Consider the following 22,243-nt stretch of genomic DNA (forward strand, 5'->3'; position numbering starts at 1 on the left):
GCTGATCAAGGACGCTATGGAGCAAGCCGGACAGTCCGCTACTAGCGGGCCAATATCAGGGACATAGCCTCAGCACGTGTAGTAGCGTCACGAAGTTGGCCGCGTACCGCCGAGGTCGTCGTCTTCGCACCCGGCTTGCGCACTCCGCGCAGCGTCATGCACATGTGCTCGGCCTCGATGACGACGATCGCGCCGCGCGCCTCAAGGATCTCCATCAGCGAGTCGGCGATCTGCGTCGTGAGACGCTCCTGCACCTGCGGACGCCGGGCAAAGACATCCACCAAGCGGGCCAGCTTCGACAGGCCAGTAATTTTGCCCGATTCAGCCGGAATATAACCAATGTGAGCTACGCCATGGAATGCCAGGAGATGATGCTCGCATTGCGATACCAGTTCGATATCCTTCACGAGGACCATTTCGTCGTGCCCCAGGTCGAACGTCGTCGTGAGGACATCCTCGGGCTTCATCCACAGGCCCGAGAACAGCTCCCTGTACGCCCGCGCAACGCGCGCCGGCGTCTCCTTGAGTCCCTCGCGGTCCGGGTCCTCGCCGACCGCGATGAGGAGCTCTCGTACGGCGTTCTCGGCGCGCTTCTCGTCGAACTCGCCGATCGTGCCCTCGCCGTCCAGCGTCACCGGGTCGGTCATCCTGTGCCTCGTTCCGTCTGACTGATGTGCGCGCGAAAGAGCCGCGCCCCCACAGGCTAGAACCTGTGGGGGCGCGGCTTCCATTCCGGGGTGCCGGGGCGGTCAGTCCTCGGGGGTGTCGACGGGGGCGATGTCGATGCCCTTGGTGGTGTCGACCGAGGGGGTGGCCGTGCCGTTGGCGCTGTTCGTCAGGGCCAGCTCCTTGGGGGAGAGGACCGGCGGGCGCGTGGACGGGGTGCGGCGGGCGGAGCCGGTCCAGGCCGGGCGGGCCGGGCGCTTGACGATGGGGGCGAAGATCTCGGCGATCTCCTCCTTGCCCAGGGTCTCCTTCTCGAGGAGCGCGAGGACCAGGTTGTCGAGGACGTCGCGGTTCTCGACGAGGATCTCCCAGGCCTCGTTGTGCGCGGTCTCGATGAGCTTCTTGACCTCTTCGTCGACCAGCGCGGCGACCTCTTCCGAGTAGTCGCGCTGGTGCGCCATCTCGCGGCCGAGGAAGGGCTCGGTGTTGTCGCCGCCGAACTTGATGGCGCCGAGCCGCTCGGTCATGCCGTACTGGGTGACCATCGCGCGGGCCGTGGCGGTGGCCTTCTCGATGTCGTTGGCGGCGCCGGTGGTCGGGTCGTGGAAGACGAGCTCCTCCGCGGCGCGGCCGCCCAGCATGTACGCCAGCTGGTCGAGCATCTCGTTGCGGGTGGTGGAGTACTTGTCCTCGTCCGGCAGGACCATCGTGTAGCCCAGGGCGCGGCCGCGGGACAGGATGGTGATCTTGTGGACCGGGTCGGCGTTCGGCGAGGCCGCCGCGACGAGGGCGTGGCCGCCCTCGTGGTACGCGGTGATCTTCTTCTCCTTGTCCGACATGATCCGGGTCCGCTTCTGCGGGCCCGCGACCACGCGGTCGATCGCCTCGTCCAGCGCCTTGTTGTCGATCAGCTTCTGGTCGCCGCGGGCGGTGAGGAGCGCCGCCTCGTTGAGGACGTTGGAGAGGTCCGCGCCGGTGAAGCCGGGGGTGCGGCGGGCGACGGCCGAGAGGTCGACGTCCGGGGCGACCGGCTTGCCCTTCTGGTGGACCTTGAGGATCTCCAGGCGGCCCTGCATGTCCGGGCGGTCGACGGCGATCTGCCGGTCGAAGCGGCCGGGGCGCAGGAGCGCGGGGTCGAGGATGTCGGGGCGGTTCGTGGCGGCGATGAGGATGACGCCGCCCTTGACGTCGAAGCCGTCCATCTCGACGAGGAGCTGGTTGAGCGTCTGCTCGCGCTCGTCGTGGCCGCCGCCGAGGCCGGCGCCGCGGTGGCGTCCGACGGCGTCGATCTCGTCGACGAAGACGATCGCCGGGGCGTTCGCCTTGGCCTGCTCGAAGAGGTCGCGGACGCGGGAGGCGCCGACGCCGACGAACATCTCGACGAAGTCGGAGCCGGAGATCGAGTAGAAGGGGACCCCGGCCTCGCCGGCGACGGCGCGCGCGAGGAGCGTCTTGCCGGTTCCGGGCGGGCCGTAGAGCAGGACGCCCTTGGGGATCTTGGCGCCGACGGCCTGGAACTTCGCGGGCTCCTGGAGGAATTCCTTGATCTCGTGGAGTTCCTCGACGGCCTCGTCCGAGCCGGCGACGTCGGCGAACGTGGTCTTCGGGGTGTCCTTGGTGATGAGCTTCGCCTTGGACTTGCCGAACTGCATGACGCGGGAGCCGCCGCCCTGCATCTGGTTCATCAGGAAGAGGAAGACGACCACGATGAGGACGAAGGGGAGGAGCGAGAGCAGGATCGAGACGAAGGGCGACTGCTTCGTCGGGGAGACGGTGTAGCCCTTCTCGATCTGTCCGGCCTCGAACTTCTCCTGGAGCTTGTCGGCGAGGTCCGCGCCCTGGGTGCCGATGTAGCTGGCCTGGACCTTGTCGCTCTTGTTGATCTTCTGACCGTCGACGAGGTCGATCTTGATGATCTGCTCGTCACCGGTGGTGATCTTTGCCTGCTTGACCTGGTTCTTGTCGATCGCCTGGACGACCTGGCCGGTGTCCACCGTCTTGTAGCCCTCGGACGAGCCGACGACCTGCATCAGCACGACCACGGCGAGGACGGCCAGCACGATCCACATGACCGGCCCACGGAAGTATCGCTTCACGTCCATCCATACGGAGCGAGAACGCCCCGTCCCTCCTGCCCGTAGGTAAATGCTGCTGTGAGAGCTGCTATGTGAAAAAGCTGTTCTTCGGACGGTACCTCAGCATCGTCGCCCGCGACCGCCTTCCCGTGGTTCAACGGAGGGAAGGCGGTACGGGTTCCCCGTGCGGAGGGGGTCTCAGCCGCCGTAGACGTGCGGGGCGAGCGTGCCGACGAAGGGGAGGTTCCGGTACTTCTCGGCGTAGTCGAGGCCGTAGCCGACGACGAACTCGTTGGGGATGTCGAAGCCGATCCACTTGACGTCGATCGCGACCTTCGCGGCCTCCGGCTTGCGCAGGAGGGTGACCACCTCGAGGGAGGCGGGCTCGCGCGAGCCGAGGTTCGACAGCAGCCAGGACAGGGTCAGACCGGAGTCGATGATGTCCTCGACGATCAGGACGTGCTTGCCCTTGATGTCGGTGTCGAGGTCCTTGAGGATCCGGACGACACCCGAGGACTGGGTGCCGGCGCCGTAGGAGGAGACGGCCATCCAGTCCATGGTGACGGGGGTGGAAAGGGCGCGAGCCAGATCCGCCATCACCATCACGGCGCCCTTGAGGACGCCGACGATGAGCAGGTCCTTGCCCGCGTATTCCGCGTCGATCTTCGCGGCCAGCTCTGCCAGCTTGGCGTCGATCTCTTCCTTGGTGATGAGCACCGACTGGAGGTCGGTGCCCATGTCCTTCTCGTTCACCCGGGTCACTTTCGTTGCAGCGTGCGTCAGCCTTGCCGGATGACAAGTCTGCCACCCTGCCGACGGGCTTCGACGCGTCCGGGCAGGTTGATGGCTCCCTGACCGCGCCAGCCGGTGATGAGCCGGTCGACTTCCTCGATGTGTCGGGCGAAGAGGGAGCCGGCGGGGGCGCCCTCGGCGATCACGGCGCGGCGCAGGACTCGGCGGCGTACGGCGGGGGGCAGCCCGAAGAGCTTGGCGCATTCGAGGGCGCCCGCCTCGTCGCGTACGGCGGTCTCGGCGTCGGCGGCCCAGGTGTCGAGGGCGTCGGCGTCGTCGCGGGAGAGCTGGGCCGTTCGGGCGAGGGCTTCGACGACGCCCTTGCCGAGGGCCTTCTCCAGGGCGGGGAGGCCCTCGTGGCGGAGCCGGGAGCGGGTGTAGGCGGGGTCGCTGTTGTGCGGGTCGTCCCAGACGGCGAGTTCCTGGGCGATGCAGGCCTTGCGGACGGTCTGGCGGTCGAGCTGGAGGAACGGGCGCCGGTAGCGGCCGGAGGTGCCGGAGACGGCGGCCATGCCGGAGAGGGAGCGGATGCCGGAGCCGCGGGCGAGGCCGAGGAGGACGGTCTCGGCCTGGTCGTCGCGGGTGTGGCCGAGGAGGACCGCCGCGGCGCCGTGGCGTTCGGCGGCGGCGTCCAGGGCGGCGTACCGCGCGTCGCGGGCGGCGGCCTCGGGTCCGCCTTCGCGGCCGACGGTGACGGTGACGGCCTCGACGGGGGTGAGGCCGAGGGCGGTCATGCGTCCGGCGACCTCGGCGGCGCGGCTCTCGGAGCCGTCCTGGAGGCCGTGGTCGACGGTGACGCCGCCGGCGCGCACGGGGAGTTTGCGGGCCTCGAAGGCGAGGGCGGAGGCGAGTGCCATGGAGTCGGCGCCTCCGGAGCAGGCGACGAGCACCAGCGGCGCGTCGTCGGTGGTGTGGTCGGTGAGGACGTCGTGGAGTACGCGGCGGACCGCCAGGCGTATCGCCGCGACCGCAGGATGGGGACCCATGTCCGGTTCCCTTCGTGATGGGGGTGGGGTGCCTCGGTCGGAGTCTTAACGGTCGGAAAGGGGGGTTCGGTCACTCAGAGTGCGTCGATGGTGACAGAAACCCGGCCGTTACCCGAGCATTGCACGCCTCACCCCGTGCCCAGGGTCCCTCGGATGGGTGATTGGTGGGGTGTTCTGACGTGTTCTCGTGCCGTGTGCCGCTCCTGTCTCAGGAGTCTGCCTTACGGTGCACCCTCGCGATCCAGTCGGCGGGTGTGGCGATCTCGGTCTTGGTGGGGAGCGTGTTGGGCGAGGTCCACACGCGGTTGAAGCCGTCCATGCCGACCTGGTCGACGACGGCGCGGACGAAGCGCTCGCCGTCGCGGTACTGGCGGAGCTTGGCGTCGAGGCCGAGGAGCCTGCGCAGGGCGAGGTCGAGGCGGGAGGCGCCGCGGGCGCGGCGGGCCTGGAACTTCTCGCGGATCTCGGCGACGGAGGGGACGACCTGGGGGCCGACGCCGTCCATGACGTAGTCGGCGTGGCCTTCGAGGAGCGACATGACGGCGGTGAGGCGGCCGAGGATCTCGCGCTGTTCGGGGGTCTGGACGAGTTCGACGAGGGAGGGGGAGGGTTCGCCCTCCTCGCCCTCGGGGCGGCCGCCGGCGAGGGTCTGGGCGGCTTCGCGGAGGCGTTCGACGACGGTGCCGGGGTCGACGTCGGTGGCGGCCAGGAACGACTGGATTTCGCCCTGGAGATGGTCACGTAGCCAGGGGACGGCGGTGAACTGGGTGCGGTGGGTCTCCTCGTGGAGGCAGACCCAGAGCCGGAAGTCGTGCGGGGCGACGTCGAGTTCGCGTTCGACGTGGACGATGTTGGGGGCGACGAGGAGGAGGCGTCCGCCGCCGTTCGCGCCGGCGGGGAGGTCGCGGGTGGCGGGGGCGAAGGTCTCGTACTGGCCGAGGATCCGGGAGGCGAGGAACGAGAGCAGCATGCCGAGTTCGACGCCGGTGACCTTGCCGCCGAAGGCGCCGAGGACGGCGCTGCCGGGGGTGGCGGAGCGGCGTTCCTGCATCTTGCCGAGGAGCGGGGTGAGGAGTTCGCGGAAGCCGGCGACGTTGGCCCTGATCCAGCCGGCGCGGTCGACGACGAGGACGGGCGTGTCGGCGATGGTCCGGGGGTCGGCGCCCTCGGGGATCATCCGGGTGTAGGCGCGGACGTGTTCCTCGGAGGCCTTGGCGTGTCTGCGGAGTTCGGCGACGACCTCGCGGGCCTCGTCGCGGCTGACTTCGGGTCCGGGCCGCACGAGGCGGGTCGCGGTCGCGACCGCGAGGTTCCAGTCGACCATCCCGGATGTGCCTGCGCCACCGATGCTCGTCATGCGTCAACCGTACGGGTTCGGGGCCTGTTCGGTGAGGGTTCGAAGGGGGGCGCGTGTGATCACTTCCGGCCGGCGAGGGCGGCGGAGAGCCGGTCGAGGGCGGGCTGCGCCTCGTACGGGGAGAGGGTGCGGCCGGCGAGGAACGCGAAGGCGAGGAGGCGTCCGTCGGGGGTGACGGCGGTCCCGGCGAGGGTGTTGACGCCGGTGAGGGTGCCGGTCTTGGCGCGGACGAGGCCGAGGCCCGCGGGGGCCGTGTCGTAGCGGTCGGCGAGGGTGCCGGTGAAGCCGCCGACGGGGAGTCCGGTGAGGAGGGGGCGCAGGGCGGGGCGGGCGGGGTCGGCCGCGCGGGTGAGCAGGCCGGTGAGGAGGGCGGCGGAGACGCGGTCGCGGCGGTCGAGTCCGCTGCCGTCGGCGAAGCGGGCTCCGGCGAGGGGGGCGCCGAGCCGGGTGAGCTCGTCGCGTACGGCCTTCTCGGCGCCCTGGAAGCTGGCGGGCTGCCTGCGGGCGAGGGCTGTCTGCCGGGCGAGGGCTTCGGCGAGGTCGTTGTCGCTGTTCGTGAGGGTGCGTTCGACGAGGTCGGCGAGGGGGGCGGAGTAGGTGCGGGCGAGGGGGGCGGCCTGGGGGGTGCGGCCGGGGGCGGGGGTGCCGGTGATCCTGATGCCGGCCCGGGTGAGGAGGCCGGCGAAGGCGGTGGCGGTGTCGCCGGCCGGGTCGGCGGTGCGGGGGGCGGGGCCGCTGCGGCTGTCGTCGAGGCGGCCTTCGCGGGTCATGAGGGCGACGACGGGGGCGAGGTTGTCGTTGGGGCCGATGGGGTGGAGGGCGGGGCCCTTGTAGAGGCTCGTGTCGTAGGCGAGGCGTACGGAGGTGTGGCCGGCGGCCTTGAGGGCGCGGGCGGTGTCGGCGGCGAGGGCCCCCAGGCGGGCGGGGTCGAGGGTGGGGTCGCCGCCGCCGGTGAGGGTGACGGTCGTGCCGTCGGGGGCGGCGGTGACGGTGGTGGGGATGCGGTGCTCGGGGCCGAGGGCGGAGAGCGCGGCGGCGGTGGTGGCGATCTTGACGGTGGAGGCGGGGGTCATGGGGGTGCCGGCGCCCTCGCCGTAGAGCTGCTTCCCGGTGGCGGTGTCGACGACGGAGGCGGTGCGGAGCGGGCCGAGGCCGGGGTCGGCGAGGAGCGGGACGAGGACGGCGGCGAGGTCGGCGGTGGTTCCGGCGGGGGCGTGCAGGGGGGTGAGGACGCCGGGGGCGCTGGGGGCGGGCGCGGGCCGCTCCGGCCGGGGTGCGGCGGGCGCGGGGGCGGCGTGACGCGTGCCACCCGCCGCGGGGGCGGCGGCGCGGGCCCGCTCGGCCGTACGCTGGCCTCCGTCCCACGGTCCGGCCGCGGCGGCCGCCGCGGCGGCCAGGACGAGACCGAGGGCGGCGGAGCCCGCCGTGAGCTGCCACGTCCTCGGCTCCGGCATTGCTGACCAGCCCCTTTCGCGATCACACACGTGCGTGAGGGACACTTAATCACCGCGCGTCGTCGCGAGCATTCACTTGTGTTGATTCAGGAGGAGCCACCCGTGGAGTTCGACGTTCTCATCGAGATCCCGAAGGGATCGCGGAACAAGTACGAGGTCGACCACGAGACCGGTCGCATCCGCCTGGACCGTCGCCTCTTCACGTCGACGGCCTACCCGACCGACTACGGCTACGTGGAGAACACCCTCGGCGAGGACGGCGACCCGCTGGACGCGCTCGTCATCCTCGACGAGCCGACCTTCCCGGGCTGCCTCATCAAGTGCCGCGCCATCGGCATGTTCCGCATGACGGACGAGGCCGGCGGCGACGACAAGCTGCTGTGCGTGCCGGCGACGGACCCGCGCATGGAGCACCTGCGGGACATCCACCACGTGGCGGAGTTCGACCGCCTGGAGATCCAGCACTTCTTCGAGGTCTACAAGGACCTGGAGCCGGGCAAGTCGGTCGAGGGTGCCGACTGGGTCGGTCGCGCCGAGGCCGAGGCCGAGATCGAGAAGTCGTTCGCGCGCCTCAAGGAGCAGGGCGGCCACTGAGTCCGGCTCGCTTCTGATCTGATCGCGTGAAGGCGGTGCACCCCGGGGGTGCGCCGCCTTTCGCGCATGCGCCGTCCTGCGCACTTTCCCGGCGCCTTCATACCTTCATACTGGAATCCACGATTCCCTGGGGATGAGGCGGAGACAGTGGTGGCGGAGCCGGAGGGCCCCGAGGAGGCTCCTGAGGACCGGAAGCCGCAGTCGGACGAGGCGCGCAGCGCGTTCGTGCCGCCGGCCGGGGTGGAGCAGCCCGCGCCGCCCGAGGAGGAGCATCCGACCTCGGAGTTCGCCCTGCCGTCGGGGCTGGCCCCGGAGCCGCCGCCGGAGCCGGAGGGTTCGGCGTTCGCCCCGCCCGCCACGTACTCCGCGAAGAACTCGCCGCCCGCGTTCACCCCGGCGTACGGGGTCCCCCTGTCGATGCTCCCGCAGAACGCTCCGTGGCAGGACCGGATGCGGACGATGCTGCGGCTGCCGGTGGGTGAGCGGCCGGTGCCGGAGGCGCCGCGCAAGGAGGACGAGTCCGGGCCCTCGGTGCCGCGCGTCCTCGACCTGACCCTGCGCATCGGGGAGCTGCTGCTCGCGGGCGGGGAGGGCGCGGAGGACGTCGAGGCGGCGATGTTCGCGATCTGCCGCTCGTACGGGCTTGACCGGGTGGAGCCGACGGTGACGTTCACCCTGCTGTCGGTCACGTACCAGCCCTCGCTGGTGGACGACCCGATCACGGCGAACCGGACGGTGCGCCGCCGGGGCACGGACTACACCCGGCTCGCGGCCGTCTACCAGCTGCTCTCGGACATCAACGCGCGGGCGCACGAGGTGACGCCTGAGGAGGCGTACCGGCGGCTCGCGGAGATCCGGCGGAACCGGCACCCGTACCCGGGCTGGGTCCTGACGGCGGCGGCGGGCGTGCTGGCCGGGGCGGCCTCGGTGCTGCTCGGCGGCGGTCCGACGGTCTTCTTCGTGGCGGCGCTCGGCGCGGTCCTCGGGGACCGTCTGGCGTGGCTGTGCGCGGGGCGGGGGCTGCCGGAGTTCTACCAGTTCCTGGTGGCGGCGATGCCTCCGGCGGCGATGGGCGTGCTCCTGACGCTGCTGCACGCGGACCTGCGGCCGTCGGCGGTGATCACCGGTGGCCTGTTCGCGCTGATCCCGGGGCGGGCGCTGGTGGCGGCCGTGCAGGACGGTCTGACCGGTTTCTACATCACGGCCTCGGCGCGGCTCCTGGAGGTCGCGTACTTCTTCGTCGCGATCGTGGTGGGCGTGCTGTCGGTGCTGTACCTCGCGGTGCAGTTCGACGCGCAGCTGAACCCGGAGGGGGCGCTGCGGCCGGTGGAGCGGCCGGTGGTGCAGATCCTGGCGTCGATGGTGCTGTGCGCGACCTTCGCGATCCTGCTGCAGCAGTCGCGGGCGACGGTGCTGTTCGCGACGCTGAACGGCGGGGTGGCGTGGGTGGTCTACGCGTCGATCGCGGTGACCGCCGGGGGTTCGGCGGTGATGGCGACGGCGGTGGCGGCCGGTCTGGTGGGCCTCTTCGGGCAGCTGATCGCCCGCTACGAGCACACCTCGTCGCTGCCGTACGTGACGGCGGCGATCGGGCCGCTGCTGCCCGGTTCGGCGACGTACTTCGGGGTGCTTGCGATCGCCCAGCACAATCTGGACCAGGGTTTCGCCTCGCTGGCGAAGGCGGCGGCGCTGGCCCTGGCGATCGCGATCGGCGTGAACCTGGGGAGCGAGCTGGCCCGCCTCTTCATGCGGGCCCCGGGCGCGGCGTCGGCGCGGCGCGCGGCGAAGCGCACCCGGGGGTTCTAGCGGCTTCGGGTCCTACCGCTTGGCGTGACGGCCGCGGGGGGGCTGCGGGGCCGGGATGCCGGGGGTGTCGTGGTCGGCGCTCCGCGGCGGGTTCTTCTTCGCCTGGGAGCGGGCGCGGAGGATCTCGATCGCGACCGGGACGACGGAGATCAGGACGATCCCGACGAGGATCATCTCGATGTGCTTGTGGACGAACTCGACGTTCCCGAGGGAGGCGCCGAGCAGGGTCACGCCCGCGCCCCACAGCAGGCCGCCGATGAGGTTGAAGACGATGAACGAGCGGTAGCTCATCCGGCTCACGCCCGCGATGATCGGCGTGAACGTCCGGACGATGGGGACGAAGCGGGCCAGGATCAGCGACTTCGGGCCGTGCTTCTCGAAGAACTCGTGCGCCTTCTCGACGTTCTCCTGCTTGAACAGCTTGGAGTCGGGGCGGGAGAAGAGGGCCGGGCCGACCTTGCGGCCGAAGAGGTAGCCGGCCTGGTCGCCGAGGACGGCGGCGGCCACCACCAGGGTGCACACCAGCCACAGCGGCTTGTCCAGCTTGCCGGTGGTGACGAGCAGGCCGGTGGTGAAGAGCAGCGAGTCGCCGGGCAGGAAGAACCCGATGAGGAGGCCGGACTCGGCGAAGACGATGACCAGGACACCGATCAGACCGAAGGTCCCGATCAGATAGTCCGGATCCAGCCAGCTCGGTCCGAGGGCAAGCGTGTTCACGGGTTCCGGGCTCCTGCGGTCGGTGGGGGCTTGGGGGACGGCTGGCCCCAAGCTATCAACGCGGGCCGCGGACCCCCGGTTCCACCCGGCCCCCACGGGATGCGGACCCGGCCTCCGCCCCCGAGGGTGGGGGTCAGGAGGTGCATGCCGATGGGCATCGACGAGTACGGGGGCGGCCAGGGGCCGCACCCCGAGGTCCTGGTCGTGACGACGAACGACGTGCCGGGTTACGAGGTCCGGCAGGTGATCGGCGAGGTCTTCGGCCTCACCGTCCGCTCCCGCCATCTGGGCAGCCAGATCGGAGCCGGCCTGAAGTCGATGATCGGCGGGGAGCTGAAGGGTCTGACGAAGACCCTCGTGCAGACCCGCAACCAGGCGATGGAACGCCTGGTGGAGCAGGCGAAGGCGCGCGGCGCGAACGCCGTGCTCATGTTCCGCTTCGACGTGACGGAGGCGGCTGACGTGGGCACGGAGGTGTGCGCGTACGGCACGGCCGTGGTGATCGGGCCGCGCGCCTGATCCCGTTCCCGCCGGGCCTCAGGCCGTCCGGCGGGCGGCGTTCGCCCGGACGGCCTCCCGCAGGTGCTCGGGGAGGCCCGGGTGGATCGACTCGTAGAACGCGTGGAAGTCCTCGTCGGCGACGTACATCTCGGCGAGCTCCACGTGGGTCCTCGGGTGGCACTCGAAGAACCAGGTGGTGAGGTGGCGGCGGTGGGCCTCGGCGAGGTCCATCGCCTCCTCGGACGCCGGGTCCGCGCCCTTGGCCATCAGGGCGGCGTAGGCGGCGCCCCAGGCGTCGACCTCGTCCTTCATCCGCTGCCACTCCTCCTTGCCGTACCCGGCGGCGCGCGCCCGGGCCTGCTCGTGGGAGTGGGAGCCGCCCCAGCGGCGGGCGGTCTCCTCCGCGTAGCGCTCGGGGTCCTTGTCCCCGAAGACCTCGAACTTCTCCTCGGGCGTGAGGTTGATGCCCATCTTCTTCGCCTCCATGGCGTGCTCGACGGCCGCCGCCATCCTCTGGAGCTCGCCGATCCGCTCGGTCAGCAGCGCGTGCTGCCGCCGCAGGTGCTCCTGCGGGTCGGCGCCCGGGTCGTCGAGGAGGACGGCGACCTCTTCGAGGGGGAAGCCGAGCTCCCGGTAGAACAGGATCTGCTGGAGCCGGTCGAGGTCCGCGTCGTCGTAGCGGCGGTGGCCCGCCGTGCTGCGGCCGCCCGGCGAGAGCAGCCCGATCGCGTCGTAGTGGTGCAGGGTGCGCACCGTGACCCCGGCGAAGCCGGCCACCTGTCCCACGGAGTAGCCCATCGGCCGTCCGCCCTCCCTCTGTCGGTACGCCGTTCAGCCTGGGTCCTGACGCGACGTGAGGTGCAAGTCCCGTCCCCCGGCGCCACTCGGGGTGTTGTGTACCTTTTGCTCACTTATGGTGGGGCGGTGGCCACTGATCATGCTCCGTCCCCCGCCCCCGTGGAGACGCCCGCCCGGCTCCTGCTCCCCCAGATCCTGCCCGCGCTCCTCGTCGGAGTGGGGGCGAGCCTGCTCTTCCTCGGGATCAGCGCCCTCGCGGAGAAGTTCCAGCACGTGCTCTGGAACGACCTGCCGGACGCGCTCGGCATCGGGAACCACTCCTCCCTCTGGATCATCGCCATGCTCACGGCGACGGGCATCGCCGTGGGTCTGGTCGTGTGGAAGGTGCCGGGCCACGCCGGCCCCGACCCGTCCTCCGAGGGGCTCGGCGGAGCCCCGCTCGCCCCCGCGGTGCTGCCGGGACTGCTGCTCGCCAGCACCCTCATGCTGGCCGGCGGCGTCAGCCTCGGCCCCGAGAACCCGATCATCGCCACCAACATCGCGCTCGCCTACTGGCTCGGCCGCAAGGTGGCACCCGCCGCACCGGGCGCGGCCTGGGTCGCGCTGGCCTCGGCCGCCACCATCGGCGCGCTGTTCGGCACCCCGGTGGCGGCCGCCCTCGTCCTCTCCGAGGCCCTGACGGGCCGGCCGGGCCCCGGCTCCCTCTGGGACCGGCTCTTCGCCCCGCTCGTCGCCGCCGGCACGGGCGCCCTGACCACCCAGCTCGTGTCCGATCCCAGCTTCGACATCGGGCTCCCGCCGCTGACCGACCCCGGCTTCGGCGACATCCTGGCCGCCCTGGTGATCGCCTCCGCCGCCGCCGCGTTCGGCCTGGTCGCCTGCTACCTCTTCCCGTACGTCCACAGCTCCTTCCGGCGGCTGCGGCACCCCCTGGTGATGCTGCCCCTCGGCGGCCTCGTCCTCGGCCTGCTCGGCGCCCTCGGCGGGCCCCTGACGCTCTTCAAGGGCCTGGAGGAGACCAGGGAGCTCGCCGCCTCCGTCGGCAGCTGGTCCTCGGGCGAGCTGATGAAGATGGCCGCGGTCAAACTCCTCGCCCTCCTGGTCGCCGCCTCCTGCGGCTTCCCGGGCGGCCGGATCTTCCCCGCCGTCTTCATCGGCGCCGCCTTCGGCCTGTGCGTCCAGGCCCTCGTCCCCGAGGTCCACCCGGCCGTCGCCGTCTCCTCCGCCGTCCTCGGCGTCCTGCTGGCCACCACCCGGCAGGGCTGGATCAGCCTCTTCACCGGCGCGGTCCTCGCCTCGTCGCCCTCGATGCTCGCCGTGCTCTGCCTCGCCTCGCTCCCGGCCTGGCTGATCGTCACGGGCCGCCCCCAGCTGGAACTCGACCACGAGGGCCACGCCCTGCACTGACCCCCGCGGCCGGCGGGTTCCGGGTCAGGTCGCGTACGGGTTCTCCTGGCCCTCCCCGAGCATGCCCACGAAGGCCTCGCCCTCGCCCGCGAACACGTACGCCCCGCCCTCGATCCGCTCGATCAGGCCGAGCGTCCACTCCTTGCCCGCGTCCGCCGAGTGGACCCACATGTGCATGATCTCGCCGATGTGCCCGAGCTGCTCCGGGCCGCCCTCCGGCGTGTAGTACTCCGTGACCTCCGCCCGCCACTCGTCGAGCGCCCGCACCCGCCGGCGCAGCAGCTCCGTGACCTCCACGCGGGGCAGGTCCACCATGAAGCCGACGGCCGCCGACAGGACGTCCGTCTTCTGGTCGTACGTGGTCAGCGCCTCGCGCAGCAGCGCGAAGTACTCCTCCGTGCCGGCCTCCGTCAGCTCGTACTCCACGCGCGGCGGCCCGCCCGCGGCGCTCGGCGCGACCTCGTGCGCGTGCAGCAGTCCCTGCTTCGCCATCTGCTTCAGGGCGTGGTAGATCGAGCCGGGCTTGGCGTGGGACCACTCGTGGGCGCCCCAGTACTCCAGGTCGTTGCGCACCTGGTAGCCGTGGGCGCGGCCGTGCTGCCTGACCGCGCCCAGGACGAGAAGTCGGATGGCTGACATGCCCCGATGTTAGTCAACCTTGACTAGGCGGGGGCGTCCTGCCCCGCGTTCTCCTCGGCGATCAGGTCGAAGGAGCCCTTGCCGTCCAGGGACTCGCGGATGATGTCCGCGTGGCCGGCGTGCCGGCCCATCTCCTGGACCAGGTGCAGCAGCATCCAGCGGACCGAGACCCGCCCGTCCTTCGGGAACCAGGGCGCGGGCGGCAGCGGGAAGGTGTCGTCCAGGCTCGGCACGGAGCGGACGAACACCTCCGTCTGCTTCGCGACGTCCTCCCAGAACGCGAGGACGTCGGGGATCGACTCCCCGTCCACGAGCCGGAAGGCCTCGTCCCAGGTCTCCTCGGTGCGCTGCCGCTCGTTCGGCTGCTCCTGGGCCAGCCGCAGCCAGTTCAGCTCCATCTCGGCGACGTGCTTGACCAGCCCGGAGAGGCTGAGTTCGCTGGCGCTGGGGCGGCTCGCCGCCTGCTCCTCGGTGAGTCCGAGGAGCGAGCGGCGGAGCGCGGCGCGCTGAACCTCGACGAAGTTGAGGAACGCACCGCGCTCGTCGCCGGGGGCCTCCGCGGGAACAAGGGCAACCATGGTGTCCGCCTTACGTAGCTGTGGCTCTTTCGACAACCACCACGCTACGGAGACTTGCGGACAGGTACTGTCCTAGAAGGGGAACCGGCTGCGTCCGTGCTGGATCGAGATCCACTTCTGGGTGGTGAAGGAGTCGACCATCGCGTCGCCGTTGAGCCGGCCGATGCCCGAGTGCTTCTCGCCGCCGAAGGGGACGATCGGCTCGTCGTGGACGGTGCCGTCGTTGATGTGGATCATGCCCGTGTGGATGCGCTTGGCGACCCGTACGCCCCGCTCGACGTCCCCGGTGTGGACGGCGCCGCTGAGCCCGTACGGGGTGTCGTTGGCGATCCGTACGGCCTCCTCCTCGCCGTCGAAGGGGACGATCAGGGCGACCGGGCCGAAGATCTCCTGGCCCAGGACCGGGGCGTCGGCGGCGATGCCGGTGAGGACGGACGGGGAGACGAGGTTGCCCTCGACCGCGCCGTGCAGCAGCGCGGTCGCGCCGGCCGCCACGGTCTGCTCGACGACCGAGGAGACCGCCTCCGCCTGCTGGGAGTTGATGAGGGGACCGATGTGGGTGGCGGGGTCGGCCGGGTCGCCGACGCGCAGGGTCCTCACCTTCGCCACGAACTTCTCGGTGAACTCCTCCTCCACCGTCCGGTCCACCAGGATCCGGTTGGCGGCCATGCAGACCTGGCCCTGGTGCACGAAGCGGCTGAAGACGGCCGCGTCGACCGCGTAGTCGACGTCGGCGTCGTCGAGGACGATCAGGGCGCTGTTGCCGCCGAGTTCGAGGACGGCGTGCTTGAAGTTCTGCGCGCAGACCGTGGCGACGTGGCGGCCGACCTTGTCGGAGCCGGTGAAGGAGATGACCTTCGGGACCGGGTGGGTGAGGAGCGCGTCGCCGATCTCGGCGATGTCGGTGACGACGACGTTCAGCAGGCCGGCCGGCAGACCGGCCTCCTCCAGGACCTTCGCGACCAGCGTGCCGCCGCAGATCGGGGTGTTCTGGTGCGGCTTGAGGACGACGGCGTTGCCCAGCGCGAGCGCGGGCGCGACCGACTTGATCGAGAGGAGGAAGGGGAAGTTGAAGGGGGAGATGACGCCGACGACGCCGACCGGGACGCGGTAGACCCGGTTCTCCTTGCCGTCGACCGGCGAGGGCAGGATGCGGCCCTCGGGGCGCAGCGCCAGCTGGACCGCCTCGCGCAGGAACTCCTTGGCGAGGTGGAGCTCGAAGGCCGCCTTGAGGCGGGTGCCGCCGAGCTCGGCGACGATCGTCTCGGCGATCTCGTCCTCGCGGTCCTCGACGATCCGCAGCGCGCGCTCGAAGACGAGCCGGCGCGTGTACGGGTTGGTCTCGGCCCACGCGCTCTGGGCGCGCTCGGCGGCCCGGTAGGCGCGGTCGACCTCGTCGGCGGTGGCGACGGTGATCGACGCGAGCTTCTCCCCGGTGTACGGGTTGAAGTCGATGATGTCCCACGAACCGCTTCCGGGCTTCCACTCGCCGTCTATGTACTGGTGGGCCAGGTCGGTGAAGTGCGACATGCTGGAGACCCCTCTACCCGCTACCTGCAGTGCGACTGATGTGGCGTCATCGTACTGATGTATCAGGAGAGTTGAAGAAGGCCTCGGAGAAGGTCCCGGCTTTCGGCCGGATCCGGACCGTCCTTCTGCAGCTTCTCCATCACCCGCTGGTACTGGGCGACTTCCTCGCGCTTGTCGAGGTAGAGGGCGCTGGTGAGCTGTTCGAGGTAGACGATGTCGGAGAGGTCGGACTCGGGGAAGCTGAGCATCGTGAAGGCGCCGCTCTCGCCGGCATGGCCGCCGAAGCTGAAGGGCATGATCTGGAGCGTGACGCCCGGGTGCTCGGAGATCTCGATGAGGTGCCTCAACTGCCCCTGCATGACCGACCGGTCGCCGTAGGGGCGGCGCAGCGCGGCCTCGTCGAGGACGGCGTGGAACTGCGGGGCGCGCTCGGAGACGAGGACCTTCTGCCGCTCCAGGCGCAGGGCGACCCGGCGGTCGATCTCGGCGCGCGGGGCGTCGGGCATCCCCCGGGTGACGACGGCGTGGGCGTACGCCTCGGTCTGCAACAGGCCGTGGACGAACTGCACTTCGTAGACGCGGATGAGGGAGGCGGCGCCTTCCAGGCCGATGTACGTCTGGAACCAGCCGGGCAGGACGTCGCCGAAGCTGTGCCACCAGCCGGCGACGTTGGCCTCGCGGGCGAGCCCGAGGAGCGCGCCGCGCTCGTTCTCGTCCCCGACCCCGTAGAGGGTGAGCAGGTCCTCGACGTCCCTGGCCTTGAAGCTCACCCGTCCCAACTCCATGCGGCTGATCTTTGATTCGGACGCGCGAATGGAATAGCCGGCCGCCTCGCGGGTGATCCCGCGCGACTCGCGCAGCCGCCTCAGCTGGGAGCCCAGCAGGATGCGCCGCACCACGCTCCCGCTCGCTCCGCTCGATTCGCCTGCGGTCACGGCTCTTCGCCTCCCCTTTACGGTGTCGAGCCCCCGTCGAGCCCCGGATTCTGCCATCAAACGCTTCAGCGCGTACACATTCGATTACGGAAAGGCGACGAGTTCCGGGCATCCGCGCGCACAGTGCGGGCACAGCGCGTGCGGATCCGGGGAAGTTCCCTCCATCGTGTGGACGACTTATGCACAGATTCGGCACGTGGACGGACAGGTCCGGCGCGTGCACGTGCATCTGCCCTTGCATCCAGTGGACGCATTCGGAACCATGGACCCCGCGCAGCCGCGTACTCGTTCGTGTTGTCGCACCACAGTCGCGATTCCCGGGAGTGCCTCGCATGGGGACGAATGGATCGACCGTGCTCGAGCCGTTACGGCAGGGCCTGCCGCCGATCGATCCCGGCGCCGTCTCCACCTCCGCCTCCTGCGCCCTGCCCGCCCGGTACGAAGCCGTGCGCGGGGCCCGCAAGTTCACCAGCACCACGCTCGACCGCTGGGAGCTGACGGAACGCTTCGACGACGTGGCCCTGGTCGTCTCCGAGCTCGTCACCAACGCGCTGCGTCACGCGGTGCCCGCCGACGCGCCGCAGGAGGAGGGCCAGAACCCGCCGGTCCGGCTGCACCTGATGCGCTGGGCCTCCCGCCTGGTGTGCGCCGTGCGCGACCCCAGCCGGGAGAGCCCGGAGACCCGCGAGGGCGAGGAGGACTTCGCCGCCGAGTCGGGGCGCGGTCTGTTCCTGGTGGACTCGTTCAGCGACAGCTGGGGCTGGCACCCGCTGGCCGGCACGCTCCAGGGCAAGGTCGTGTGGGCACTGTTCCGGATCGGACCGGAGTAGCCGGAGCGGCACGGGAGACACACGAAGGGCCCCGACGGAAACCGTCGGGGCCCTTCGCGCGTCCCAGACCAGGTGACCTCGGATCAGGTGACCTCAGATCAGGGGACCTCAGACCAGGTGGTCGAACTCGCCGTCCTTCACGCCCAGCAGGAGCGCCTCTATCTCCGCGGGCGTGTAGACGAGCGCGGGGCCCTCGGGGTGGCGCGAGTTGCGCACGGCGACCTCGCCCCCCGGCAGTTTGGCGAACTCCACGCAGGACCCCTGGGAGTTGCTGTGCCGGCTCTTCTGCCACACGACACCCCGCAGCTCCGTGGCCGCCATGCCGTTGTACGCGTGGTGCGCGTGGTGCACTGGTAGCTCCCCGAGTTGCTTGGTGCAGGTGTCAACTTCCTCGGATCATAGCTGTGTTCACATGCCGATGCATGAGCAGATGCACGTGCACAAGGGGTGGCGTAGCGACTACGCGACGGAGAGTTCTACCGGCGGGTACGCCGCCCTGATCAGCGCTCCTCGCGGAAGTCGACGTGGCGGCCGGCGACCGGGTCGAACTTGCGGAGGGTGAGACGGTCGGGATCGTTGCGGCGGTTCTTGCGGGTGACGTAGGTGAATCCGGTGCCGGCGGTGGACCGGAGCTTGACGACGGGACGGAGTTCATTGCGTGCCATGCCGTGAAGCATAAATGAAAATGAATCCCATTGCCAAGAGATGGTGCGGAGACGTACGTCACCCGTCACCCGGACCGCCTCGCCCCCGTCAGGGCCGTCGTCAGCTCCTCCAGGGACTCCAGGAGCAGGACGGCGCCCTTGTCGAGCAGGAAGTGGTCCGGCGGGTCGGCCGACCAGGCGGTGACCGTCTCGCGCAGGTCGCCCCAGCGCGGCTCCCTGCGCTCCCGCACCTCCTTCGCACCCCGCTCCGTCGACCGGCGCAGGGACTCGGCGAGGGTCGCGGCGGCGGGCAGGGGCGGGGCGCCGCGCTCCGGCAGGTGGGCCTCCAGGAGCATCGCGACCCGGCCGAACTCCGCGAGCGCGTGCCCGGCCTCCTCCACCGCCGCGTGCGACAGCCCCCGGTGCCGCACCGGCTCGTGGGTCGCCCGGTCCACCGCCTCCTGCCAGGCGACCCGGGCCGCACGGGTCCTCAGGAGCGCCTCCCGCACGTCGGGGCTGGCCGGCCCGGCCGGATCGGCGTACCGCGCGGTGACGACGGCCGCGTACGCGCCGACCGCCGCCAGCCAGTCCGCGAGCCGGCCGCGCAGCCGGGGCGTCTCCCAGGCCGGGTAGACGGCGTACGACAGCATCGCGAGGAGCCCGCCGAGGAGGGTGAGGAGGACCCGCTCCCGCACGGTCTGGGTCAGGCCCGCGCCGGCCATGCCGAGCAGGAAGACGACGTACGCGGAGACGAAGACCTGACCGGCCGCGTACCCCGTCCGCATCAGCAGGTACATGCAGAAGGCGCACAGCACCGCGAGGGCTGCGGACAGGTACGCGCCCGGATGCGCCGACCGCACCACCGCCGTCGCCAGGGCCACGCCGACGAGGGTGCCGCCGAAACGGGCCACCGAGCGGGCGTACGTCTGCGAGAAGTCCGGGCGCATCACCATCACCGAGGCCATCGGCGCCCAGTAGCCGTGGCCGAAGGGGAGCCACGTGCCGAGGAGGTACCCGGCGGCCGTCACCGCCGAGACGCGGACCGCGTGGCGCAGGACCGGCGAGCCGGGGCGGAGCTCGGCCCGCATCTTCGCGAGGACGAGGGGCGCGAGACGGGGGAGGGTCGGGCGGGTCCTCAGGGCGTCCGAGGTCTCCGTGCGCGGCTCCGCCGTCTCCACGACGTCGCCGAGCAGGGCCGCAAGACGCAGGGCCGCCCGGCGGGACGGGCCCCTGAGGATCGCGCCGGTGTCCGGGGTGCGGAGGGCGGCGAGGGCGGGCGGGGGCAGGGCGACCGGTTCGCCGTGCCGGATCGCGTGCGCGGCCGCGTCCAGGACCTCGGCCGCCGCCGCGAGCAGCTCCCGCACCCGGGCCCGCTCCGGCCCCTCCTCCGGCACGCCGACCGCCGGATCCGCCAGCGAGGCCAGGACCGGCCGGATCCGCTCCGCCAGCCCCCGCGCCCCGTGCAGCTCCGCCGGGCGGGTCCGGGCCTGGCGGGGTGTCACCGCCGCGGCGTTCCGGGCCGTCATGAGCGGTACGGGGTCGAACGGGGCGACCGGGTCGTGGCGGAGGCGGCGCGCGTAGTCCGCCTCCGCCGCCAGCGCGTCCGCGAGGGCGTCGCGCTGGGCGCCCCAGCGGCGGACCGGGAGGAGGACCACCAGGGCGGCCTGGACGACACCGCCCGCGAAGATCACCGCCGCATGGCCGGCGGCGGTGGCGACGGAGGTCGGGAGGGTGACCGTCACCAGCATGATCGCCACGTTCGAGGAGGCGATGATGCCGGCGGTCGGCCCGGCGGCCCAGGCGAGCCCGGAGAGGAACGTCCAGAGGAGGAGCAGGGCGAGGAAGAGGGCCGTGTGGGCCCCGGTCAGATACCCGAGGAACGTCGACACGGCGAGGCTCGCGCCGGAGGCCAGCGCCAGGGTGGGGCGGGGGCGCCAGGAACGCTGGAAGGTCGCGATGGCCGCCTGGAACGCGCCGAACGCGGACGAGACCGCGACGGCCGGCCCGAACAGCGCCAGCGCGAACCCGACGACGAGCGCGAGCCCCAGCGCTCCGCGCGCCGCGACGGCCGGTTCGAGCCGCCGCCGCTCCATGGTGAGCCCGGAGCGGGCGGTCTCCTTCAGCGCCCGGAGCCAGCTCATGCGGAGAGCGTATCCACGAAGCCGGGCGAACCGGGCATTTACGCCTGGCACGGGCTTGCGCCCCGCCGCCCCCCGTTGCGGGCGCGCGCCCGCCGCCGTTGTGGGCAATCGTTCCGCCGGGGCGGTACCCACCCTCAACGGTCCCGCGTCCCGCCGCCGGCCGCCGTTGTGGGCAATCGTTCCGCCGGGGCGGAACGGGTGGGCACAACGGACCCGCGCCCGGCCGGCGCCAGAGGCTTACGAGCCCTGACCCGCACCCCTGTGCACCGTCACCGCTGGTGCGGCTCCAGGCAACGGAACGCGGAGGCGCCGCTGCAGGGCGCCGTCCCGTGTGCCCACCCGTCCCGCCCCAGCGGGACGATTGCCCACACGGCGGGTGGCGGAGGGCACCGCCCCGCCGAGCGCGCGGCCCACACGGGGCGGGGGCGAAGCCCCACACGGGGCGGGAGCGAAGCCCCGGGCGAAGCGCGCCGGCCCGCCGGGGGCGGGCCCCACATGGGGGCGGGGGGTGAAGCCCCGGGCGGTGCGCGCCGCCTCGCAGGGCGCGGGCCCACACGGGGCGGGGGCAGCCCCGGGTGAAGTGCGTCGGCCTGCCGGGGGTGGGCCCGCACGGGCAGCGGGGCGAAGCCCCACACGGGGCGGGGGCGGCGTTCTACGGCAAACGGGGGCGGGGCGGGTGGAGGCCCGCCTGGTCGGCGGCGGAGGCGCCGTGGGTCCAGCCGGCCTCGTCCCAGGCGGCCCGGACCCGGGTGGTGCGGGTCTCGGGGAAGAGTTCGTCCGTGCGGGCGCCCACCGCGACCTCGCGGGACGCGAGGGCGGGGAGGAGGGTCGGGGCCTCGGCCGCCACCCGCCGGGACGTCGCCGCGAGCCGGGCGCCGAGCCGGTTGGCGTACGCGAGGAGGAAGGACTGGCGGAAGGACTTCGTGCGCTTGCGGCCGCCCGCCCGCTGCTCCGCCTCCGCCCGCGTCATCGCCGCCGTCCCCTGCACGAGCAGCGAGGTGTAGAGCAGTTCCACCGGGTCGAGGTCCGCCTCGAAGCCGACGACCGTCGAGAAGCCGTACGCCTCGTTCCACACGGCCCGGCAGTGGTTCGCCGTCGCCACCGCGTCGAGCAGGATCGCCTTGGCCTGCTCGTACGGCGGCTCCACCCCGATCCGGATCGCGCCCGGCGTCTCCGGGGACGGCGCGCCCGCCGCGAGCGTGGCCTCGTCGAGGCTGTGCCGGGCCATCAGCTCCTGGGCCTTGGCCGTCAGCGCCTCCGCCTCCTCCGGGTAGCCCGTGGCCTCCGCCTTCGCGAGCAGCGCCCTGATCCGGCCGAGCATCCGGGGTTCGCCCGCCGCCGCCGGCGGCAGGGCCTCCCCCGGGACCGGGCCCACCGCGTCGAGGCGCGGCAGCCGGACCAGCAGCCGGTACAGCTCCAGGACCGTCGTGGCCCGCGAGAAGCGGTCCGTCGGGCGGCCCTCCGCCGTGTCGAGCGCGTCGAGCTGCGGCTGCCAGCGGTGCGGGAGCCGTTCGTAGGCGGTCGTCTCCGCCCTGATCAGATCCGCCAGGAGCCGTACGTGCTCGTCCGACAGCTCGCGGCGGGCCATCCGCACCAGGTCCGCCGGCTGCCAGCCCCGTGTCCACAGCGTCCGTACGAACTCCTCGCCGCGCCGGGACAGTTCCGCGTCCGCGCCCGGGTCGGCGGCCAGCAGCGAGGCCGCCGTGTCGAGGGAGCCGTCGTCGGTCGCGTACAGCGCATCGAAGGCCTTGTCGACGGTGGTGCCCCTCACGCCGTTCCCCTCCGACATCCAT

At 71.9% G+C, this 22,243-nt stretch carries 21 protein-coding genes; 5 read left to right on the top strand and 16 right to left on the bottom strand.

All coding sequences use genetic code 11. The features are described 5' to 3' along the window. Nucleotides 1-41 precede the first annotated feature (41 nt). The 6 genes from folE to dacB all read right to left on the bottom strand — a co-directional run bounded on the left by folE (nt 42) and on the right by dacB (nt 7,330). The gene (gene folE / locus ACH4TP_RS36860) at nt 42-647 is read right to left on the bottom strand and encodes a GTP cyclohydrolase I FolE (RefSeq protein WP_398440316.1); all 606 of its coding nucleotides are present in this window, start codon (nt 645-647) and stop codon (nt 42-44) included. A 102-nt stretch (nt 648-749) separates the two neighbouring features. Then, nucleotides 750-2,768 carry an ATP-dependent zinc metalloprotease FtsH gene (gene ftsH, locus ACH4TP_RS36865; RefSeq protein ID WP_389237556.1) on the bottom strand — a complete coding sequence of 673 codons (2,019 nt, stop codon included), beginning with the start codon at nt 2,766-2,768 and terminating at the stop codon, nt 750-752. A 171-nt stretch (nt 2,769-2,939) separates the two neighbouring features. Beyond that, on the bottom strand, nt 2,940-3,479 hold the full coding sequence (gene hpt, locus ACH4TP_RS36870; protein ID WP_116165458.1) for a hypoxanthine phosphoribosyltransferase: 540 nt from the start codon (nt 3,477-3,479) through the stop codon (nt 2,940-2,942). Between the two features lie 41 nt (nt 3,480-3,520). Next, nucleotides 3,521-4,519 (bottom strand): tRNA lysidine(34) synthetase TilS, encoded by a 999-nt coding sequence (gene tilS / locus ACH4TP_RS36875; protein ID WP_389237554.1) that lies wholly within the window; start codon nt 4,517-4,519, stop codon nt 3,521-3,523. Nucleotides 4,520-4,727: 208 nt separating this feature from the next. Beyond that, nucleotides 4,728-5,876: a zinc-dependent metalloprotease gene (locus tag ACH4TP_RS36880; protein ID WP_398440317.1), complete on the bottom strand. Its 1,149-nt coding sequence runs from the start codon at nt 5,874-5,876 to the stop codon at nt 4,728-4,730. Nucleotides 5,877-5,935: 59 nt separating this feature from the next. Next, the gene (gene dacB / locus ACH4TP_RS36885; RefSeq protein WP_398440318.1) at nt 5,936-7,330 is read right to left on the bottom strand and encodes a D-alanyl-D-alanine carboxypeptidase/D-alanyl-D-alanine-endopeptidase; all 1,395 of its coding nucleotides are present in this window, start codon (nt 7,328-7,330) and stop codon (nt 5,936-5,938) included. A 102-nt stretch (nt 7,331-7,432) separates the two neighbouring features. Between dacB and ACH4TP_RS36890 the strand changes: the two genes are divergently transcribed. Then, complete coding sequence (locus ACH4TP_RS36890; RefSeq protein ID WP_388859057.1) at nt 7,433-7,924, top strand: inorganic diphosphatase; 492 nt, start codon at nt 7,433-7,435, stop codon at nt 7,922-7,924. Between the two features lie 147 nt (nt 7,925-8,071). Continuing rightward, nucleotides 8,072-9,730, top strand: coding sequence for a threonine/serine exporter ThrE family protein (locus ACH4TP_RS36895; protein ID WP_398191086.1), 1,659 nt, complete (start codon nt 8,072-8,074; stop codon nt 9,728-9,730). A gap of 12 nt (nt 9,731-9,742) precedes the next feature. On the opposite strand, the gene ACH4TP_RS36900 is transcribed toward ACH4TP_RS36895, so the two are convergent. Then, the gene (locus tag ACH4TP_RS36900; RefSeq protein WP_389237546.1) at nt 9,743-10,447 is read right to left on the bottom strand and encodes a DedA family protein; all 705 of its coding nucleotides are present in this window, start codon (nt 10,445-10,447) and stop codon (nt 9,743-9,745) included. Nucleotides 10,448-10,597: 150 nt separating this feature from the next. Here ACH4TP_RS36900 and ACH4TP_RS36905 point away from each other — a divergent pair, with 150 nt between their 5' ends. Further along, nucleotides 10,598-10,966, top strand: a complete 369-nt coding sequence (locus ACH4TP_RS36905; RefSeq protein WP_389237672.1) for a YbjQ family protein — start codon at nt 10,598-10,600, stop codon at nt 10,964-10,966. An 18-nt stretch (nt 10,967-10,984) separates the two neighbouring features. Here ACH4TP_RS36905 and ACH4TP_RS36910 read toward each other — a convergent pair whose 3' ends face one another. After that, nucleotides 10,985-11,746, bottom strand: a complete 762-nt coding sequence (locus ACH4TP_RS36910) for a MerR family transcriptional regulator (RefSeq protein ID WP_389237544.1) — start codon at nt 11,744-11,746, stop codon at nt 10,985-10,987. A 126-nt stretch (nt 11,747-11,872) separates the two neighbouring features. On the opposite strand from ACH4TP_RS36910, the gene ACH4TP_RS36915 reads away from it, so the two are divergent. Further along, nucleotides 11,873-13,153, top strand: coding sequence for an ion channel protein (locus ACH4TP_RS36915; protein ID WP_398440319.1), 1,281 nt, complete (start codon nt 11,873-11,875; stop codon nt 13,151-13,153). Nucleotides 13,154-13,177: 24 nt separating this feature from the next. Here the strand turns inward: ACH4TP_RS36915 and ACH4TP_RS36920 are convergent, their stop codons facing one another. From ACH4TP_RS36920 to ACH4TP_RS36935, 4 genes are all read right to left on the bottom strand, one after another. Next, a complete protein-coding gene (locus ACH4TP_RS36920) occupies nt 13,178-13,792 on the bottom strand; it encodes a PadR family transcriptional regulator (protein WP_398440320.1) in 615 nt (204 codons plus the stop codon). Nucleotides 13,793-13,815: 23 nt separating this feature from the next. Continuing rightward, on the bottom strand, nt 13,816-14,370 hold the full coding sequence (locus ACH4TP_RS36925; RefSeq protein WP_389237538.1) for a DinB family protein: 555 nt from the start codon (nt 14,368-14,370) through the stop codon (nt 13,816-13,818). A gap of 72 nt (nt 14,371-14,442) precedes the next feature. Beyond that, on the bottom strand, nt 14,443-15,900 hold the full coding sequence (locus ACH4TP_RS36930) for an aldehyde dehydrogenase family protein (protein WP_398440321.1): 1,458 nt from the start codon (nt 15,898-15,900) through the stop codon (nt 14,443-14,445). A 62-nt stretch (nt 15,901-15,962) separates the two neighbouring features. Continuing rightward, a complete protein-coding gene (locus ACH4TP_RS36935) occupies nt 15,963-16,835 on the bottom strand; it encodes a helix-turn-helix domain-containing protein (protein ID WP_389237534.1) in 873 nt (290 codons plus the stop codon). Nucleotides 16,836-17,167: 332 nt separating this feature from the next. On the opposite strand from ACH4TP_RS36935, the gene ACH4TP_RS36940 reads away from it, so the two are divergent. Further along, on the top strand, nt 17,168-17,665 hold the full coding sequence (locus tag ACH4TP_RS36940) for an ATP-binding protein (RefSeq protein ID WP_389237532.1): 498 nt from the start codon (nt 17,168-17,170) through the stop codon (nt 17,663-17,665). Between the two features lie 108 nt (nt 17,666-17,773). Here the strand turns inward: ACH4TP_RS36940 and ACH4TP_RS36945 are convergent, their stop codons facing one another. The 4 genes from ACH4TP_RS36945 to ACH4TP_RS36960 form a co-directional block, all read right to left on the bottom strand. After that, nucleotides 17,774-17,986 carry a DUF397 domain-containing protein gene (locus ACH4TP_RS36945; protein WP_389237670.1) on the bottom strand — a complete coding sequence of 71 codons (213 nt, stop codon included), beginning with the start codon at nt 17,984-17,986 and terminating at the stop codon, nt 17,774-17,776. A 179-nt stretch (nt 17,987-18,165) separates the two neighbouring features. After that, nucleotides 18,166-18,330 carry a 50S ribosomal protein L33 gene (gene rpmG / locus ACH4TP_RS36950; RefSeq protein WP_225801770.1) on the bottom strand — a complete coding sequence of 55 codons (165 nt, stop codon included), beginning with the start codon at nt 18,328-18,330 and terminating at the stop codon, nt 18,166-18,168. 65 nt (nt 18,331-18,395) lie between these two features. Then, on the bottom strand, nt 18,396-20,450 hold the full coding sequence (locus ACH4TP_RS36955) for an FUSC family protein (RefSeq protein WP_398191098.1): 2,055 nt from the start codon (nt 20,448-20,450) through the stop codon (nt 18,396-18,398). Between the two features lie 652 nt (nt 20,451-21,102). Further along, on the bottom strand, nt 21,103-22,239 hold the full coding sequence (locus tag ACH4TP_RS36960; protein WP_398440322.1) for a DUF2786 domain-containing protein: 1,137 nt from the start codon (nt 22,237-22,239) through the stop codon (nt 21,103-21,105). Nucleotides 22,240-22,243: the final 4 nt, after the last annotated feature.

It is taken from the genome of Streptomyces sp. NPDC021012, from assembly GCF_044333355.1.
Taxonomy (GTDB): domain Bacteria; phylum Actinomycetota; class Actinomycetes; order Streptomycetales; family Streptomycetaceae; genus Streptomyces.

Excerpts from the sequence above, each read along its gene's own strand:
- folE (WP_398440316.1), bottom strand. The coding sequence starts at position 647 with ATGACCGACCCGGTGACGCTGGACGGCGAGGGCACGATCGGCGAGTTC.
- ftsH (WP_389237556.1), bottom strand. The coding sequence starts at position 2,768 with ATGGACGTGAAGCGATACTTCCGTGGGCCGGTCATGTGGATCGTGCTG.
- hpt (WP_116165458.1), bottom strand. The coding sequence starts at position 3,479 with ATGGGCACCGACCTCCAGTCGGTGCTCATCACCAAGGAAGAGATCGAC.
- tilS (WP_389237554.1), bottom strand. The coding sequence starts at position 4,519 with ATGGGTCCCCATCCTGCGGTCGCGGCGATACGCCTGGCGGTCCGCCGC.
- ACH4TP_RS36880 (WP_398440317.1), bottom strand. The coding sequence starts at position 5,876 with ATGACGAGCATCGGTGGCGCAGGCACATCCGGGATGGTCGACTGGAAC.
- dacB (WP_398440318.1), bottom strand. The coding sequence starts at position 7,330 with ATGCCGGAGCCGAGGACGTGGCAGCTCACGGCGGGCTCCGCCGCCCTC.
- ACH4TP_RS36905 (WP_389237672.1), top strand. The coding sequence starts at position 10,598 with ATGGGCATCGACGAGTACGGGGGCGGCCAGGGGCCGCACCCCGAGGTC.
- ACH4TP_RS36910 (WP_389237544.1), bottom strand. The coding sequence starts at position 11,746 with ATGGGCTACTCCGTGGGACAGGTGGCCGGCTTCGCCGGGGTCACGGTG.
- ACH4TP_RS36920 (WP_398440320.1), bottom strand. The coding sequence starts at position 13,792 with ATGTCAGCCATCCGACTTCTCGTCCTGGGCGCGGTCAGGCAGCACGGC.
- ACH4TP_RS36925 (WP_389237538.1), bottom strand. The coding sequence starts at position 14,370 with ATGGTTGCCCTTGTTCCCGCGGAGGCCCCCGGCGACGAGCGCGGTGCG.
- ACH4TP_RS36930 (WP_398440321.1), bottom strand. The coding sequence starts at position 15,900 with ATGTCGCACTTCACCGACCTGGCCCACCAGTACATAGACGGCGAGTGG.
- ACH4TP_RS36940 (WP_389237532.1), top strand. The coding sequence starts at position 17,168 with ATGGGGACGAATGGATCGACCGTGCTCGAGCCGTTACGGCAGGGCCTG.
- ACH4TP_RS36945 (WP_389237670.1), bottom strand. The coding sequence starts at position 17,986 with ATGGCGGCCACGGAGCTGCGGGGTGTCGTGTGGCAGAAGAGCCGGCAC.
- rpmG (WP_225801770.1), bottom strand. The coding sequence starts at position 18,330 with ATGGCACGCAATGAACTCCGTCCCGTCGTCAAGCTCCGGTCCACCGCC.
- ACH4TP_RS36955 (WP_398191098.1), bottom strand. The coding sequence starts at position 20,450 with ATGAGCTGGCTCCGGGCGCTGAAGGAGACCGCCCGCTCCGGGCTCACC.
- ACH4TP_RS36960 (WP_398440322.1), bottom strand. The coding sequence starts at position 22,239 with ATGTCGGAGGGGAACGGCGTGAGGGGCACCACCGTCGACAAGGCCTTC.